We start from the raw sequence: 17,408 nt of genomic DNA, 5'->3' as shown, positions 1-17,408 counted from the left end.
TCAACGAGCGAACCCATCAACCGATCGTGCCCGCTCGGCGTCCGGCCCAGTCCGGGTTCAGGACAGATTCTTCACCCGCCTCTCTCCCCGAGGCTTCGGCGCGTGTCATGCCGAACGCTGTCCTCGATTCATCGAGTCTTGCCCGTGAACCGGGAATCCTGTCCGGAAGGTATTCGCGCGCACGAAAGGCAACGACTCGGAAATTCCATCATGCATTCGCTCATACTCATCGCAGATGACGCGCCGGAAATGTCGTCGACGCTCGATACCTGCCTGACTCGCCATGGCTTTCGCACGTTTCAGACCGATGCTTCGCAGACGGTGCTCGCCATGCAACTGAACCTGAAGCCTGATCTGGTCATCCTCGACGTCCATGAACTGCGCGCGGAGACCGTGGACATGCTCGCCAGGCTTCGACGACAAAGCGATACTCCCATCGTTGTCGTCTCGGCGCGTGACCTGGACAGCGATCGGTTGCGGGCCCTGCGCGCCGGCGCTGACGATTACCTTGTCAGGCCATTCAACCCGGAAGTGGTCGTCGCGCGATTGCTGACGATGCTTCGCCGCTCGGGTGCGCTCGCTCCCGAGCGCCGTCTTCGGGTTGGGACGCTCGAGATCGATACGGAGAGCTATATGGCGTGCGTGCGGACGTCCGCCGGTGAAGCGCCCGTTCCCGTGACGCTCGTGGAATTCCGCCTGCTGGCTCACATGGCCAAGCTGCCGGATCGTGCGTTTACGCGCATCGAATTGCTCAACGCATGCATGACGGACGTAAGCGCATCCACACGAACCGTGGATGGCCACATGAGCCGGCTGCGGAGAAAGTTGATGGCCTCAGGAGCGTCGGGTGTCCTGGAAAGCGTGCACGGCGTCGGCTATCGTCTTCGGAAACCCGGCTGACGGGGAGGGCGTCGCTCGGTGGTCGAATTCGCCGTTGGGCTCCACCGTCCGTTTCAGGTCAGGCAGGCTTCGACACAGCGGGCCGCGTTTCACGATCACGGCCCGCTGCGCGAATCAGGCATCAGACAGTTACTGCGCGACGATCCCGTCGCGAGAAAAAATCAGCCACTTGTCGCCAGGTGACGGGAGGGCCGCGGTGTACGTCGTCCCGGTCCCGGTGTGCAGGCGCTGGAACGTCTTTCCGTCATCGGTGCTTTGAGCCTGTAACCCGTCGACACCCACCGCCAATACCGTGGCGCCTCGGGACGCAAGCGCGGTAATGGAGTTCTTGGTGTCGAGCGTCGCGCGTGACCAGGTATGGCCGTTGTCCTCGCTTCGCATCAACGTGCCGCGCAGCCCGCCGACCAGCAGCACGCCGTTGGGGAGTGCCACGCCGCACCAGAACGACCCCTTGTAGCCTGTCTCCACGTTTTCCCACGTGTTGCCCTTGTCCCTGGAAACAAGGAGTTGTCCCTTCTCGGCCGTAGCAAAGATCTCGCCGTTGCCGTTCGAAAAAAGACCAAACAGATTCAGGTCCGACTTCTTGCCGTTCGGGAGAACGGCTTCTTTCTTTGTCCAGGTCTTGCCGCCGTCATCGGTGACGAGGATCAGCGACCAGAGTCCAACGGCCACGCCGTGGTTGGCATCGATGAAGTGCACGCCGAACAGCGGGCGATCCTCGGTCGTCGCGAGCCGTTGAATCTCCCATGTCTCGCCGCCGTCGGTCGTTTTCAGGATCGCGCCCCAGTGGCCGACCGCCCATCCTGTTCGGGCGTCGATGAAGCTGACGGACGTCAGCGTCGAGCTCACGGGTACGGCCTTGGCTTGGCGGTACGTCGCACCGCGGTTGTCGGACAGGAGAATGATGCCGTTCGCGCCGACACTCACGACCCGCTGGCCTGCCCAGGTGGCGTCCAGCACGGGGGACTGGGTCGCGATGCTGGACTGGACGGCCGGAACGGGCCGGAGTTCCGATGCGGATACCGCGCTTTGCATGCTGCCCAGCAGCGCGCCAAAGACGACGACACCGGCCGACATGGAGAGAACCTTGCGATACAGGGTCATGGAATCCTCTTTTTCTTCAATGGGCGAGCAGGCCGGGGGCACGGGCGGGCCGGCGCCGCGGGAAGATGCGCTCGAGCCAGACGGCGAAGGCGGGCAGAACGGTCATGGCCATCACCATGTTGACGATGAACATGAAGGCCAGGAGCTTGCCCATATCCGCCTGGAACTTGAGCTCGGAGAACGACCAGGTGGCGACGCCGATCGCGAGCGTGATCGCGGTAAAGATGGTGGCCGTCCCGATCTCGAGGATCGATTGCTCGAGCGCCTTGACGATGCCGACACCGTTGGCGAGATGCAGTTGCAGGCGGTTGTAGATGTAGAACGCATAGTCGACGCCGATGCCCACTGCCAGCACCATCACGGGTAGCGTGGCGACGGTCAGGCCGATCTGCAGCTCCTTCATGAACCAATATCCGATGAACGTACCGATCGTCAGCGGCAGGCAGCATGCGAGGACGGCACGCAGGTCACGGTACGTGACGAGGACGAGCAACACGATCGTCGTATAGACGTAAAGCATCATCGGCAGTTCGCTGCGCTCGATTTCGTCGTTGACCGCGGCCAGCACGCCGGCGTTTCCGGAGGCGAGCCGGATCTTCACGCCCGGCAGCTTGTTCGTATCGCGGAAATGCTTCGCGGCGTTGATCACCTGGGTGATCGTGGTCGCCTTGTGGTCTGCCAGATAGATGTTCACCGCGGTCATGCTGCAGTCCTTGCGCATCACGCCGGGCGTGCGGGCCACCTCGCCGGCCAACGATGAATAGTTGTCGGGGTCGATGGGGATCGCGGACATCTTCGGATTGCCTTCGTTGTACCCCTCGTTGTATTGCCGCAGCAACGACGAGAACGAAACGACCGACAATACGCCGGGGACGGCACGCATCGACCAGACGAAGCGATCCTGGTAGGCGCCGACCTCCACGTTGTTGCAGGACTGGGGCGGCGCTTCGAAGACGATGGAGATCCAGTCCAGGCCGACGTCGTAGCTCGACGCAATGGAAACCGAATCCTTGTTGAACCGGGCGTCGGCACGAAGCTCGGGCGCACCTGCCTGCAGCGTGCCGACCACGCGATCCCGGCTTTCCCAGGCCGCCACGCAGAACACCACGACGGCAGCGAGCAGGACGATCGCCGCATTGCGCGGAATGGCGACGCGTGCGAGCACGCGCAGCACGCGGCCGCGACGAGCGGCATGCAGCTCCGCATTCTTTGCATAGTTGCCGTCGACCTTGAGCAGGGACGCTGCCAGCGGGAGCATCACCAGGTTCGTGACGATCTTGTACGCGACGCCGAGCGAAGCGGTGATCGCGAGCTCGCGCACCATCGGGATCGGAATCAGGATCAGCGTGACGAAGGAAACGAACGCGGTCACCAGGGCGAGCGTGCCAGGGATCAGCAGCCCGCTGAAGCTGGATCGAGCGGCTTGCTCCACCGACTTCCCGTGGGAGATCTCGCGGACGATGAAGTTGATCTGCTGGACGCCGTGCGAAACGCCGATCGCGAATACCAGGAACGGAACCAGCACGCCCAACGGGTCGAGCCCGTAGCCGAGGAGATGCAGCGTGCCGAACTGCCAGACGAGCGAGACGAGCGAGCAGGTCAGCGGCAGGATCGTCAGGCGAACGGAGCGGCAGTACCAGTAGACGGCCAACGCGGTCAGGAGCAGGGCGATCGCGCAGAACTTCAGGACGGATGATGCACCGTTTGCAATATCACCAATCTGTTTCGCGAAACCGATGATCTGGATTTCATAGTTCGAATCCTCGAACTTGGCTCGCAATTGCGATTCGAGCGCCTGATCGAATGCAACGTAGTCGACCCGCTCACCTTTGGCATCCAGCTCGTTGAGATCGGCGGTGACCATTGCGCTGCTCTGGTCGCGCGATACGAGACTGCCGACGAAACCGCCCTGGGCGGTCGAGCGCGAAATGGCACCGACCGTGTTGCTGTCGAGCTGATCGGGCGTCACGGTGCCGGGAATGAGCGGGTCCGCCCGGAACCCGTCTTCGGTGATCTCGTTGACGAATGAATTCGGAGTCCAGAGGGATTGAACGCTGCTGCGAGACACGTTCGGCAGGAAGGTGACCGCCTGGGTGACTTCGTACAGGCGCTTCAACGCAGCCGGCGTCCAGATGCTGCCCTTGCGGGCCTTGACGACGACGATCAAGCGGTTGGCGCCGAGCAGGTCACCGCGATACTCGTTGAACGTCTGCGTGTATTCGTGGCCCAGCGGAAGCTGCTTCTCGAACCCGGCATCCATGCGCAACTTGACGGCGAAGCAGGCCATGACGACCGTGAAAAGAACCAGAAGCCCCAGCACGAGACGCCTGTGACCGAACAGCGTATTTTCCAGCGAATGAAGAATTCTTAGCAGCTTGCTGGGTCGGGCTGCGTCGGAAACAGGCGTTTGATTCATATTGACCTCAGAAATTTCGAGATGCGACGATTGCCACGAAGTCCCTGTCACGAAGCGGGTTGGCGAGCGGGTTGGTCGGGCCCATGAAACGGGTGTAGTTCAATCCGACCTGCCAGTTCGCCGGGTTCTGTATGAAGTTCACATACAGGTTCATGGCCGTCACGCCGCGCATGAACTGGGCATTCACGTTCGGCGTATTGCCGAAGAGGCCGTATCGGACGAATATCCCCGGATTGACCTGCCACCCGGGAATGAGGGTGCCGTCGTAAACCCAGTTGAAATCGACGTCAATCCCGCCGGAGTATTTCGTTCCCTGTGCACTACCGGGAGAGTTGAGTGCGCCGGTCGCGAACAAGTCATTGAATTCGTTCCCCCACAGAAGCGCGCCGGGAGAAATCGGCGACCCGCCGTAGCTCTTGTGAAGCCCGGGATAAGCAATGATCACCGTCTCGGTCGTCAGGGTGGCGGTCTGGGCGCCGAGCAGCTTCAGGAATGCTCCGGAATTGCCTGGCTGGAGCGAGTAGAGGGTCGTCAGATGCCACTGGAATCGCTTCTCGTCGACCCAGCAGTTCCCCCCTTGCGCGACGCATCCACTGGCCGGATTCAGCGGAACGGCATCTCGCGGACGGTACGACAGCTCGGTACCGATTGCCCAGTCGCCAACGGGGAAGTTGGCGCTGACACCGATCATGTGGCGGTCTTCCGGAAATCTGAAGACCGTCCCGCCCGTCGAACTCAGCGAGACTTGCGGGAACTTGTCGTGGTACGCGATCGTGTAGAAGCCGAGATTCAGGTCCGTTCCCGCGGGCTGGTAGCGAATGGAAAAACCATACTGCCCGCCGTTTTTCGGATGGATGGTCGAGACGCCATAAGTGTTGTTGCCGGGCCCTACGATCTGATTCGACCAATAGCTGCCAACCGGGGGAAGGTAATTCTGATTCCAGTTACTCTGGAAGTACCCTTCGACGTTCACGCCGTGACCCACGCCGGACGCGACGCTCAGTATCGGTGCAGGCAGGATGAATTCCTTGACCTGCGCGCCAGGTTGGGAGGCGCGATTCACATCGATCGCGTTAGTCGCATTGATCCCCCCGACTTCCCAGATGCTTTCGCCCCAGCTGACGACCTGATTACCCACACGGACGCGTGCAATCTGGTCGCCTACGTTGAACTGCTTGCTGACCCACAGGTCGAGCAAGCGCGGCTTGAAGCGGATGTTTTTCTCGGCATCGGACGGGAGCCCGCCGCTCAGGTTGGGCGACGGGTTGTAGAACAGGTCTTGTCCGCTGGTTGCGCCTGTCGTGCGGGTACCGGAGTAGTCGTATTGCCAGGTACCCCGTGCCATGAACGTGAGCCCTTGCGACGGCATCTTCAGGACCAGCTCGTGGTTGCCCTTGAGATAGCTCGTGAACGGATCTCCCTTGCCGTAGTTGATGTCGCCCTGATCGGAGAGGCCGCTCAATTGACCTAGGCGGCCGCCACCGGTCTGCGCACCGGTGGCCACGTTGTAGGTCGGCGATACGAGATTGCTGCTCGGCGAGGCAGTTCGAATGCCGACGCCCGCCGATATCGTCGAATCGAAACTGCCTTCAACGTTCCCGATCGTGAACGTGAAGGCGTGCGCGCTGCCGCACCCGACGGCGACAAGCGCCGCGATCGCCGCGCGCACGAACACCACGCTGGAGCGGGGCTGTAATGAGGAGGTGGTAGCCATTTTGTTTCGGCCCCTGTCAACGCTCGCTCAACGCACGGAGATTATCGGCGTTGTAGAAGCTCGGCTTGTAGTGTTGGTCCGCCGACGAGTCGACCGACCACTTCGCGTCCCGACCGGCCGCGAGCATCGAACCGTCCACGAGGTACCGGCCGTCGACGAGGTTGTATTGAGCGAATGCGAGCGTGTCGCAGCTCCCCGTCTCATACACCGGAATGATGTAACCCTCGCGGACCTTCGAGATGTTGCCCTGCGCGTCGTAATCCACCGCGCCGAGGTAGCTCCAGCTGTCTTCGTCGACGTAGAAGAGGCGCTTGGGAGCGGTATGGCGCATCCCCTGCTTGACCGTGGCTTCCACGACCCACACGCGATGGAGTTCGTAGCGACGCTTCGACGGGTTCACGAAGTCGGGGCCGTAGGCATCTTCGAATTTATCCGCGAAGTCGTACATGCCCAGGTCGTTATAGGTAACGATCATTTCCTTCTTGCCGAGCAGCTTCCAGGAGAATCGGTCCGTCTGTCCGGAGAAGACCAGCGCTTCATCCATGTTGTACTGGTTGTCGAAGCCGATCTGGGGCGCATCGTAGGCATACGACGGCATGCGACGGGTTCGGCGCTGCCCAGGGAAGTAGTAGAAGACTTCGGTCGGCTTGCCTGCGTAGGTCGTAAAGATCGCGGCCTGGCCGGCAATTGCCGCCGGGGACTTGTACGCGTAGTAGGCGTTGCCTTCGACTTGATTGATCTTCGCGAACGTCGTGCCGGATTTGTCACCCCACGGCTGGTAGATCCACGCGTCGGACACATTCTTGATCCAGTCGGACGCACCCTTCCGGGGGGAGACGACCGTGATGATGTCGCGCATCTCGATACCGGCGCCGCGATAGTGCAGCTTCGCGTTCCACATCACTTCCGCGCCGGTCTTGGGCGCAGGGAACGGGTAGCCGGGAAGATGCGCGTCGGCGATTTCCGATCCGTCCGCCGACATCTTGGCGAAGCCCACGTTGTTCTTCGTATTCTCCGCGACGAAATCGGGGGCGCCACACGTGCGCCGGGACGGATAGACCGGCATCGTGAAGCCCTTCAGGTTCTTCAACAGCGCAATTTGGCCCGGATTGAGCTTGTCCGCGTACTTGTCGACATTGCTGGAGTCGATCGTGTACAAGGGTTTGTCGGACTTGTATTTGAAGAAATCCGCGCGACGCTTGCCGTAAGTCCAGCCCGCTCCGACGTTGCCTACAGGCGTCCATGCGGGAATTCCATTCGCGGTGCCGGCGACTTCGGCGCCCGACGGCGTATGAGATGCATCCGTACCTTCCGCCAGCGCCCCGGTCAAAGACATCGCGACCGCGGAAGCGATGACGGACAATTTCGCTGCCGATCGGATGAGCGAAGCAGATTTCTTGAAAGCATGAGTCTTGACCACGGCTATCTCCTTGACCTTGACCAGGTAACGTGCGCCCGCCAAAGGGTTGTGCATGAGCGAATGCGGATGAACGGTCTTGAAGTTCTGTCCGTTTTTTAGCTATGCGAAATGAATGAAGGTGCGTTCGTGCTTTGTTTTATTGAATCGACGAACTCCAGGTCATCGTCGTCACGCTGGCGTTCGTATTGCCCGGCACCCTTGTGGCGTGCCGGGCGGTATCGCTAATACATGCAGCAATTGGGCGCCCGCCGAAGCAGGATGTGGCTTGTCAGACCGGACCGGCTCCATACGCGCGCCGCTTTCGAGTGGCTTCCGGCTTATGCCGGGACCGACGAGAAGTATTCAGCCGGCTGCGCGTGCCATCCGGCCCAGCGCTTCTCCCAGTAGAGGTTGTGAATCTTCTCGGAGATCGGGCCGGGGCCGTTGCGGTTGCCAAGCGGTTGGTCGTCGACGGCGCTGATGGGCATGATCCCGCCTGCCGACGACGAGGTGAATGCCTCGTCGGCCTCGCGCAACTGGGTCGCGGTGTACTTGCCGATGTTCACCTTGAGGCCGAGCTCGGCGGCGATATCGAAGACGCTCTGGCGCGTGATGCCCAACAGGCAGCCTTCAGCGGGGGTATAGAGCTCCCCGTTCTTGATGAAAAAGACGTTCGCACCGGCTGCTTCGGTGAGGTTGTCGCTTTCATCGACCAGAATCGCCCAGTCCTTTTCCTGTGTCATGGCCTCGAAGAGGGCGAGCTTCATGTCCATCCAGTGGAAGTTCTTGGCCGTCGGATCGACAGCCTTCGCGGAAATCCGGTTGTACCGCTTGCTGATCAGCAGGTTCGAGCCTCGCGTGCGGATCTCGTCGTCCGCCTGGAAGAAGAACGGCACGGCAAAGGCAAACATGGCGTTCTTCATCGCGCTGCGGTCGCGGCGATCGACGCTCAGGGGGCCGCGGGTGACGCACCACCAGACGTACGCGTCCTTCAGGCCGGCGTTTCGCACGAGATTGTGGAGAATCTCCTTGACCTGATCGCGATTGAACGGATTCTCGAGGAAGAATTTCGCTGACGACTCTTCCATGCGGCTGAGGTGATCGTCGAGCCGGAAGAAGTTGCCTCGCGAGACGGTGACGACATCGTAGGCAGCGTCGGCATGCAGGAATCCCGCGTCAACGAGCGGGACGGTCGCTTCGGTGATGGGGACATAGTTGCCGTCACAGAAAGCACTGCCATCTTCGTAGCGCGATTCATGTGGAGCGCGAGCATGCAACGGGTTCTCATGCATGATCTGCTGTACTTGAATGATTGCCATGGTAATTACCTTTCGCTCCTGAAGGAGAGTTGTCGTTCGACGTTGACGTCAAAAAGCGACCGGATCGCGGTGCGCTACTTTGCGGATTGCTTACTTCCTGACTATCCGGGATAAAGTCTGTCGTGTGACTTGATCAAATGACCGTGTAGTAGAAAGTATTGCTCGAAAAATTCCTTGTCGATGAAGGTTAACCCTCTGTGATGCACGCTTGGGTACTCGAGCGACGAGCAGGCTTGAACTCACCGTCCGGCGGTAGTCGGACGTTTGCGCCGGTAGACCGAACCGATCTGCCCAGGAAAAGTGGCTTCCGCTCGGCGTGAGCGTCGCTGGAAGCCGTCTCGTGGGGTCGTGTTCATCGTCGTCCGGTCGTGCTTACTGCAGACCTTTTTCAACAGCATTGCTGTTCGTTCCCTGGAGCGTCTTACTTTGAAGTGCCGGTGGCAATACTGATTATTACTGAGTCACGTGACTTGGCCAAGTGATCAAAAAAGACGATAGTATGGATCTTCCCGGGCGATTCCGAAGACTGAAGACTCGCCCCGAGACCAACTGACATGGAGCTGGATGATGCCAATTTTTGAAGCAGACCATCTACGCCGGGCGTTCATCGGCGGGCGATGGGTGGAGCCGGCGAACGGCGGCATTGAGCACGAAATCATCAATCCGGCGACTGGTGAAGTCTCCGGGGTGTTGCTGTTCTCCGACGAAGCGGATGTGAACCTGGCTGCGAAGGCGGCGAGCGACGCCTTTGCAGAATTCTCGAACACGCCCCTGGTCGAGCGGCTCAAGATGGTCGAACGCGTGATCGGTGCATACACCGAGCGGTTGCAGGATATGGCGGACGCCATCACGCTCGAGATGGGCGCACCGATGGACGCTATTTCTCGTCCGCTTCAGGCCGCGCTGGGACTCTGGCACCTCCATACGACCCTGGAAGTTGCAAAGCAGTATCCGTTCGAGCGGACCCAAGGCACGTCGCGGATCGTGAAGGAGCCGGTGGGGGTTTGCGGGTTGATTACGCCATGGAACTGGCCAATGAACCAGGTCATGTGCAAGGTTGCGCCGGCGCTGGTGGCGGGCTGCACCATCGTGTTGAAGCCCAGTCAGAATGCACCGTACTCGGCAATCGTTCTCGCCGAGATCCTTGAGAAGGCAGGCGTACCTCCCGGTGTGTTCAATCTCGTACAGGGCTCCGGGCAGCGCTTGGGAAGGGCCATTGCTTCCAGCCCGCTCATCGACATGGTGTCGCTTACGGGTTCGACGAGCGCCGGCGTGGAGGTCGCTCAGGCAGCAGCGACGACGATCAAGAGGGTGACGCTGGAGTTAGGCGGAAAATCGGCGAACATCATTCTGGATAGTGAAAACTTTCAGCAAGGCGTCACGCACGGGGTGCTCCAGATGATGGCCAACTCCGGTCAGACATGCACCGCGCCGTCACGAATGCTGGTGCCGGAGCATCGTCTCAAGGAGGCGGAAGAGATTGCAGTCGCTGCGTGCGGCCAGGTCGTAGTCGGCGATCCGCGCGATCCCGGTACAACAATGGGGCCCATGGCGAACCAGCGTCAACATCAAAAGGTGCAGGAAATGATCCGGGTTGGCCTCGACGAGGGCGCAGTGCTCCTCTCGGGCGGGCTCGGCAATCCGCCCGGGCTTGAACGAGGCTACTACGTCAAGCCGACGATCTTCAGCCGCGTGAACAATCGCATGAAGATCGCAACCGAGGAGATTTTCGGCCCCGTCTTGGTGATCATCCCCTATCAGGATGAATCAGACGCCGTCGCCATCGCCAACGACTCGCCGTACGGATTGTCCGGCTACGTCTATGGAGACTCGATCGAACAGGCGGAGCGTGTCGCAAGAAAATTGCGGACCGGGATGGTGCATTTGAACGGTGCGGCCGTCGACATCGCGGCACCGTTCGGTGGGTACAAGCAGTCCGGCAATGGACGAGAATGGGGCTACGCCGGCATCGAGGAGTTCCTGGAGACGAAGTCCATGTTCGGCGCGACGCCGGGCGCCGTCAGCTAGCTGGAATCGAGGGCGGGCGCCCATCTCGGATGGGCGCCCGGCAGTGTGCCGTTGTGCGTCTACGGTACGGTGACAAGATCGAGGCCTGCCACGGGACGGGGTGCTGAGCGAGCATGCATTGCATGGGCTCTGTCAGGTTGTCGGCTTTTGGCGCAATGATGCGCCGTGTCGATTTTCAGGCCTGTATTGCGGCGTTCGAGATGGCGGTTGCAAACGCCTCCAAAGCTGAACTCGCACTATTCAGGTTTGCCCTGAGCCTGCGGGTATTCGGTTCAGCAAGCCAACTACTAAGCAATCCGTCGATCAGGATGAGGCTCATTCTGGCTACGGGTTCAATCATGTCATTGCTGACTTGTGGGGCGCACTTGCCGAAGTAAGCGATCGTTCGCTCGACAGTCTGGACATAGGTTCTCAACGCGAAATCCGGGCGATGACGCGCTGCCCACTGTATCAGTTCGGACTGCGCTCGGGCGTACGATGGATTCTCCACGAGCCATTCGACCATCTTGCGCAACTGCCATCCGGCGAATTCGCCGAAAGACTGAAATGTACTATCAGCGGGAACGTTCGTGGCGAGAAGATCAAACAAGGATTCGTAAACAGCGTCGAACAGATCGTCCTTGGTGTGGAATACATAATGCAGCGATGCCAGAGGGCAGCCCGCGGCTTGAGCGATTCGCCTCGTTGTGGCGCCAGCGACGCCATGCGCAGCGATGACCTCAACGGCAGCGTCAACAAAGTCTTGTCGCCGCAACGCAGCGCGAACTCTTGTCATTGGTAAACTCCGGTACCCGAAAATCCTCTTCCGTCCACGTCATATAGCCGTGTAGCGATCGTCCGTGATATATGGTCAAATGACCACAAAGCTTGTAATTATGTCGGCTTCTTGAAAGTCTGTCTATGGACGAGCAGGGTCGCTGGTGCTCTGAAGATCCGGTTCGCCCGGTTGAGTCGCTGCCGAGAGAATTTGATCGCACGACTTGATCGTTTGACCAAATCAAAGTTAAGTGGACGACGGTCTGCTGTCGATGGAGGTAAACCCGCGGGCGGGAGGGGCGCAACGTAAGTCCGAGGGCCCCCTGCCTGGAGCATCGGGTCTCTCTATCCGTATTGAAGCGGGATGCCTGGCAGCGGTCTGTCCGGATTGTCAGCGGTGCTCAGTACATCGTGTCACGCCCGTTGTTGTCCGGCGCGAGTGATGGTTGCTGAAAGCACCTTCGAGCAGAGCTTGCAGGTGGGGCGGCACATGGGACGAAGTCGCAAGCGCCATGCGCCGCGAACTGCGCAGACACATTGAAAAGACGATGCGAACGTTGCTGCGGTGAGGCCGACCGGGGGAGTCGGTGCCTCGGGACAGGCCACGGCAGCTTACTGCTTCCGTGCTGACTTGCGAGCGGTCTTCGCGGTAGGGCGAGCGTCCGAAAGTGTTGCCGCATAGGAGGCCAGCATCTTGCTGGCGTGGTCGACATCAGCCGCCAGACGTTTCGAATCTTCCTGGGCAAACCATGAAAAAAGTATCCCGTCGATCAGGATAATGGTCAGCCGCGCGATGGCATCCAGCGCCTTGGCATCCGGGCGAGGCTCGGCGGAGGACAGGTTGGCGCGCGCGCCTTCCAGGGATATACGAAGGGCGCCAATGGCCACGTCGGGCTGATGCCTGAGCGCCCATGTATACAATTCTGACTGGGTCTTTGCGTATGCCGGATTTGCTTCGAACCAGGCTATCACGGAGCGCAGGTTGAACTCCGCCAGGTCAGACAGGGTGCCGTGCTCCGGAGCGTCCGGGCTATCCGAACGGATCAAGTCGATCAAGGACTCATAGACGGCGAATAACAGCTCGTCCTTTGAGTGAAAAACGTAGTGCAGGGAAGCGAGCGGGCAACCCGCAGCCTCGGCGATGCGACGGGTCGTGGCTCCCTTCACACCGTGCTCTGCAATAACCGCGACAGTCGCCGCTACGAGGTCCTGGCGGCGGACTTCAGCCCGTACTCTCTGCATAGGCCAGAGCTCCGTTTCTTGTCTTCGTCAAGGTGCTACCCGTGCAGGGTAGTCGAATCCCGCGATATTAGCATGACGATCGACGGCATTCCGCAAGCAACGGTCAGGCATTGTCCTGCATGGGTGTTGCGACGCTTTGGCGGCGCGAGAAATGCAGTTCGCAGGTATCTGCCGGGCATGCCCGTGACGCTCCGCGCCGGGTAAGGGCGCCGGTCGACGCGTTGCAATGCAACCGGTCGGAACCAGTTCGTCCGGCACCCGCGTTGCGTTGTCGGTGCGTCGCGGCGCCACGCGAACACCACGAAGCCGAGGCGATTCGGCAGCATCCATCGGGAACCAGGGTGGACTCATTCATCAGGCATCGATCCGGCACATCGAGCGGCACTCCGCTTATCGCGTGTCACGCGGGCTCCTGCTTTGCCGATGCTGTTCCGGAAGGTGCGCAGGTACGGTAGCTAACGTGGATGCATGAAAAGGCCAGCCATGCGTCGCGTTGAACGAGTGGAGCTGCGTTGGCTTGGGACGTGCTTTCATCATGGTGCTAATGGAAACCCCGTATTCCAAATGTCCTGTTGCGGCATAAGACTCGTGGCTGTGGAAACATGGTCATTTGATCAGGTTGTTCGTCTGCACCGCTAACGGGCCTTCGAGCATCACTTGGTGCAGATGATTCCTCGCTCCAGGGCACGCGTCACGCTCCAGGGCGCGTCAGCCGCAATGCAGGCAAGGATGAACACACGGAACCGGCTGGCATGTGCTTTGCTTTGTAGTCAAATGACCAAGTCATATGACTTGAGTGGTTGATTTGAAGCGTAGATATCCGTTGGTAGCGTGGTCAACGAAAACGATAGGGTATGCGAATGAAGAAAGTGATTGCTGTCCTGGGCCTGGGAGCCATGGGGTCTGCCATTTCGGCCTGCCTGATTGAAGATGGCGCGGAGGTCGTCGTCTGGAACAGAAAGGCGGAAAAGGCGAAGCGCATGCAGGAGTTGGGGGCCCGAGTTGCCGATAGTGCCACGGCAGCCTGTGGTCAGGCAGACGTTGTCATCGTGGTGACTGCAACGCCGATCGACCTTGCAGCAGACTTCCAGGAATTGGGCGATCGCCTGAAAGGGAAAACGGTTGTCAATCTGGCAACGGGGCGCCCGTCCGAGGTCCGGAAGCTGGATCAAATCGTGACTGGAGCTGGAGCAAAATTTGTCAACGGAACGATTCAATGCTTCCCACCCGATATCGGTGGCGAGAGTGCAGTCGTTCTTTTTGGGGGCGATGAGAAGATCTGGAGCGAAGTCGAACCCATTCTTCGAAAGATCGCGCCGCAATCGACATACGTTGGTACGCGGCCTGATGTTCCGAACGTGCTCGATGCGGGGTTGACGGGCACATTCGTTTTTGGTGCCGGCGCAGCCTTCCTGGAAGGTCTCAGGTTCGTGGTGAATTCTGGTGTTTCGATCGACGAGATACGTGACCTCATCCCAACCTATATCGCAGGTCAGAGCCAATTCATCGCAGGTCTGTTCGAGTCCGTGGCGGCTTCAGACTATCAGGCAAGGGGTGCTGACCTATACATCTACGCACGAGCGACCGAGCTGTTTCAGCAATCTCAGGAAGATATCGGGCAAGAGCCTCGAATCCTGAAGGCGTTACGAGAGCGAATCCTGTCCTCCATTGAAGAGGGTGGGGGTGATCGGGGGCTTTCCGCACTGTTTAACCATCAATAATTTTCATAGGTATCGATATGTCATTGCAACATCTCTCAAGTAATAGTAGTCCTGATGATCTGGCGCGTGCGGTTCGGCAAGACGGTGGCGCGATCGTCAAGAATTTTCTCGGCTCGGACTTGCTCGCGCGTATCAGAAGTACGCTGTTTGACGTGCTCGAGTCCGCTCCCAACGGAGTAGACGAATATTTTGCGGGTACACAGACGCGGCGAGTCTCGCGCCTTTTCGCGCGTACTGACTGGATGGCAGAGGTCGCTTTGCATCCGCTCTACTTGGGCGCAGCGCGGAATATTCTGCAAACGCCGATCAAGATCTGGAGCGGTGAGAATCAGGTCGATGTTGCTCCAGATATTCAGGTGGGTGTTACGCAAGCCATTCAGATTCGACCGGGTCAAGGTCTTCAGCCCTTGCATCGTGACGACTCCGTCTGGCTTTGGCGGCACCCAAGCTATGGGCGTGAAGCCAGGTTTCAGGTCATGGTCGCGGTATCCGACTTTACGGAGGAAAACGGTGCCACTCTTGTCATCCCGGGTAGCCACAAGTGGGATGACGAGCGCATGCCCAAGCCGGAGGAAGCCATTCCCGCGGTAATGGCTGCCGGCGATGCCCTCTTTTTCATTGGCTCCACCTATCACGGTGGCGGGAAGAATACCAGCGATGCGCCGAGAACCGGCCTGACGATGTCGTACGATCTGGCGATCCTCCGGCAGGAAGAAAACCAATACCTGACGTTGCCCATTGAGCGAGTGAAGAGCTTTCCGGAAGAGTTGCAGCGATTGCTAGGCTGGACGTACGGCACTACTTTTGCCGGCTTTGTCGAGCGTAACGGGCAAATGTCGGATCCGAATGATCTGTTGAAAAAGAACGATTTTCTCGAGGTCGGGCACTTCGATTAACGGACATGACGAGTGGTGGGATCCAGGCCTGGTTTTCAGGTGAACACCGGGCAATTCCATCACCTGAGGGCATCGTAGTTGGTCGGCACCATTGCTGGAGTCGGCCGGCAGGGTGTGCATCCATGCCGAGAAAGAGGGGAAGGCCGGCATTGCGGGCCGCCAAGCACGCCCTACATGTAAGGACCGCTTGCCGGACAGAGTCGAACGTCGATGGTGCTCGCCGCTACGGTTGATGGCGTGCGTGCATCACCGACAATCCCGGGATACCAGGTTGCATGGAAGGGCAACAGAAGGGTGAGGTTCGTCATTCCGAACATAGGGATTCATGGGATGACTATCTCTCGCGTTCACGGGGCGTGCTTTCAAAAGTTTATAGAAGTTAGGGACTATAGCTATTCCGGATTCGGCATGGCGTGGAATTCGTATTGTCTATTGCCTCATCGGTATCGATCTTGACTGGCAGTGAGAATTGCCAGGCTCGTTAATACCTCGGTCGGCGAAGAGCGAGCAAGTTTGGTCTTGCGATTTTTCAGTCGGATAAGGTCGTCTTCGAAACAGTGCAAGCATGGATGCGAGCAGGAGGGTGATTTCAATGCCTCGACGCGATCTCGCATTCATGAAAACGATAAGGAGTAGATGGTGAGTTACGAAATTAAGGGAATCCGAAAAATCGCTCTGCTTTATACGGGGGCTGTGGTCTGGACTCCAACCTACTTGCTTCCATTTAACATCGAAGAATCGATGGCCCGGTTCCGGCTTGCCGAAAGCAGCGCGGGATGGCTTGCGTCCGCGGTACTTCTTTGTCTTTCTCTCTCCATCATCATTTTTGGGCGACGCACGGCGACGTTGAACAAGAGAACGGGCGCCATTATTGCGGCCGCGCTTGCCGTTCTGTCGACTTGCGCAATGTTTTCAAGCAATTTTTATATATTTGTCGCCGCAAAATTGATCTTCGGGGTTGCTTTGGGCGTCAGTTGCGTTTGCGCGTACGGTGTGATTTCACACGTCAAGCATCCGGAGAAGATCGCGGCTCAAGTGGCTGTGGCGATGGCCGTAATTTTTTCTGTTGCGATGTACGTTGTGCCAATCGTGAATATGAAGATCGGTAGTGTCGGCGTGGATGCCGTCCAGTTCGCGATTGTCGTAGTGGCCCTGTTTCTCGGTGCATTCATGCATCCCGCTATTAACGAAAGCGAGGAAGATGTCGCGAAGGATGCCATCAAATCCAATGCAGTCCGAGGGATTCTGGCGAGCGCGTTTTTCATCTACGTTTCGCAGACTGCCCTCATCGGTTTCGCCGCAGAGATTGCCGCAACCCGGGGCGTTGAAGCGGAGCAACTCGGCATTTTGTTCATGGTCAATGCTGCCGCCCAATTGCCGGTTGGGGTAGCGGTCACCTGGCTGGGTGATCGTTTTGGTTTGTTCAAGCCGATCGCCTTTGGACTCGTCCTGTTGATCGTATGCAGCTTGGGAATGTATTGCGTGGGCGGCAAGTGGGCGTTTCTCGTGTCAACGGCCCTCACCAGTGCCGGTGCGACACTGGTTGCCCCTTATATGGTGGCGGCACTCTCCAAAATGGATTCCAGCGGGAGAAGTACGGCGACCTGCGCGTCAGCAATCAATCTTGGCTTGGCAGTTGGCCCCGCGATTGCCGGCACGGTGTTCAGTGTGGCCGGTTTGCGCGCGGTCGGCTGGCTTTCCGTCGGGTTGCTGGTGGTGCCGATCTTTCTGACCAGCGTTGCGATCCGACAGTTCAAGTCGCGACATTCCCAGGCAGCTATCGCTTGACGCGAAGCTATCAGCTTGCTATGCGAACGCGCTCCGGCCCTCGCGGGCGCCGGGGTGGCGCCGGTCGCTTGACATGCCAGTGCGAAACCAACCTATATCGGTAGCGCCATCTCGCGTCGAGAGGT

12 protein-coding genes are annotated in these 17,408 nt (G+C 59.3%); 5 read left to right on the top strand and 7 right to left on the bottom strand.

The window, feature by feature from the left end:
* The first annotated feature begins 210 nt into the window (after positions 1–210).
* Positions 211–900, top strand: coding sequence for a response regulator transcription factor (locus BFF94_RS33935; RefSeq protein WP_128841926.1), 690 nt, complete (start codon positions 211–213; stop codon positions 898–900).
* Between the two features lie 129 nt (positions 901–1,029).
* On the opposite strand, the gene BFF94_RS33930 is transcribed toward BFF94_RS33935, so the two are convergent.
* From BFF94_RS33930 to BFF94_RS33910, 5 genes are all read right to left on the bottom strand, one after another.
* Positions 1,030–2,004: a WD40/YVTN/BNR-like repeat-containing protein gene (locus tag BFF94_RS33930; protein WP_128841927.1), complete on the bottom strand. Its 975-nt coding sequence runs from the start codon at positions 2,002–2,004 to the stop codon at positions 1,030–1,032.
* A gap of 16 nt (positions 2,005–2,020) precedes the next feature.
* A complete protein-coding gene (locus BFF94_RS33925; protein WP_128841928.1) occupies positions 2,021–4,420 on the bottom strand; it encodes an efflux RND transporter permease subunit in 2,400 nt (799 codons plus the stop codon).
* A 7-nt stretch (positions 4,421–4,427) separates the two neighbouring features.
* Complete coding sequence (locus tag BFF94_RS33920) at positions 4,428–6,134, bottom strand: DUF1302 domain-containing protein (protein ID WP_128841929.1); 1,707 nt, start codon at positions 6,132–6,134, stop codon at positions 4,428–4,430.
* 16 nt (positions 6,135–6,150) lie between these two features.
* Positions 6,151–7,608 (bottom strand): DUF1329 domain-containing protein, encoded by a 1,458-nt coding sequence (locus BFF94_RS33915; protein ID WP_246637478.1) that lies wholly within the window; start codon positions 7,606–7,608, stop codon positions 6,151–6,153.
* Between the two features lie 263 nt (positions 7,609–7,871).
* Complete coding sequence (locus BFF94_RS33910) at positions 7,872–8,852, bottom strand: aminotransferase class IV (protein ID WP_128841930.1); 981 nt, start codon at positions 8,850–8,852, stop codon at positions 7,872–7,874.
* 567 nt (positions 8,853–9,419) lie between these two features.
* Here BFF94_RS33910 and BFF94_RS33905 point away from each other — a divergent pair.
* On the top strand, positions 9,420–10,880 hold the full coding sequence (locus BFF94_RS33905) for an aldehyde dehydrogenase family protein (RefSeq protein ID WP_128841931.1): 1,461 nt from the start codon (positions 9,420–9,422) through the stop codon (positions 10,878–10,880).
* Positions 10,881–11,055: 175 nt separating this feature from the next.
* Here BFF94_RS33905 and BFF94_RS33900 read toward each other — a convergent pair whose 3' ends face one another.
* Positions 11,056–11,655 (bottom strand): TetR/AcrR family transcriptional regulator, encoded by a 600-nt coding sequence (locus tag BFF94_RS33900; RefSeq protein WP_128841932.1) that lies wholly within the window; start codon positions 11,653–11,655, stop codon positions 11,056–11,058.
* A 593-nt stretch (positions 11,656–12,248) separates the two neighbouring features.
* A complete protein-coding gene (locus BFF94_RS33895; protein ID WP_128841933.1) occupies positions 12,249–12,878 on the bottom strand; it encodes a TetR/AcrR family transcriptional regulator in 630 nt (209 codons plus the stop codon).
* Positions 12,879–13,738: 860 nt separating this feature from the next.
* On the opposite strand from BFF94_RS33895, the gene BFF94_RS33890 reads away from it, so the two are divergent.
* The 3 genes from BFF94_RS33890 to BFF94_RS33880 all read left to right on the top strand — a co-directional run bounded on the left by BFF94_RS33890 (position 13,739) and on the right by BFF94_RS33880 (position 17,283).
* Positions 13,739–14,599 carry an NAD(P)-dependent oxidoreductase gene (locus BFF94_RS33890; protein WP_246637477.1) on the top strand — a complete coding sequence of 287 codons (861 nt, stop codon included), beginning with the start codon at positions 13,739–13,741 and terminating at the stop codon, positions 14,597–14,599.
* Between the two features lie 17 nt (positions 14,600–14,616).
* A complete protein-coding gene (locus tag BFF94_RS33885; RefSeq protein WP_128841935.1) occupies positions 14,617–15,495 on the top strand; it encodes a phytanoyl-CoA dioxygenase family protein in 879 nt (292 codons plus the stop codon).
* Positions 15,496–16,131: 636 nt separating this feature from the next.
* Positions 16,132–17,283: an MFS transporter gene (locus tag BFF94_RS33880; protein WP_246637476.1), complete on the top strand. Its 1,152-nt coding sequence runs from the start codon at positions 16,132–16,134 to the stop codon at positions 17,281–17,283.
* The last annotated feature ends 125 nt before the right edge of the window (positions 17,284–17,408 follow it).

It is taken from the genome of Burkholderia catarinensis (assembly GCF_001883705.2).
Taxonomy (GTDB): Bacteria; Pseudomonadota; Gammaproteobacteria; order Burkholderiales; family Burkholderiaceae; genus Burkholderia; species Burkholderia catarinensis.
Note: the sequence above shows the minus strand (reverse complement) of the source record. Positions and strands in the feature narration are given on the sequence as shown.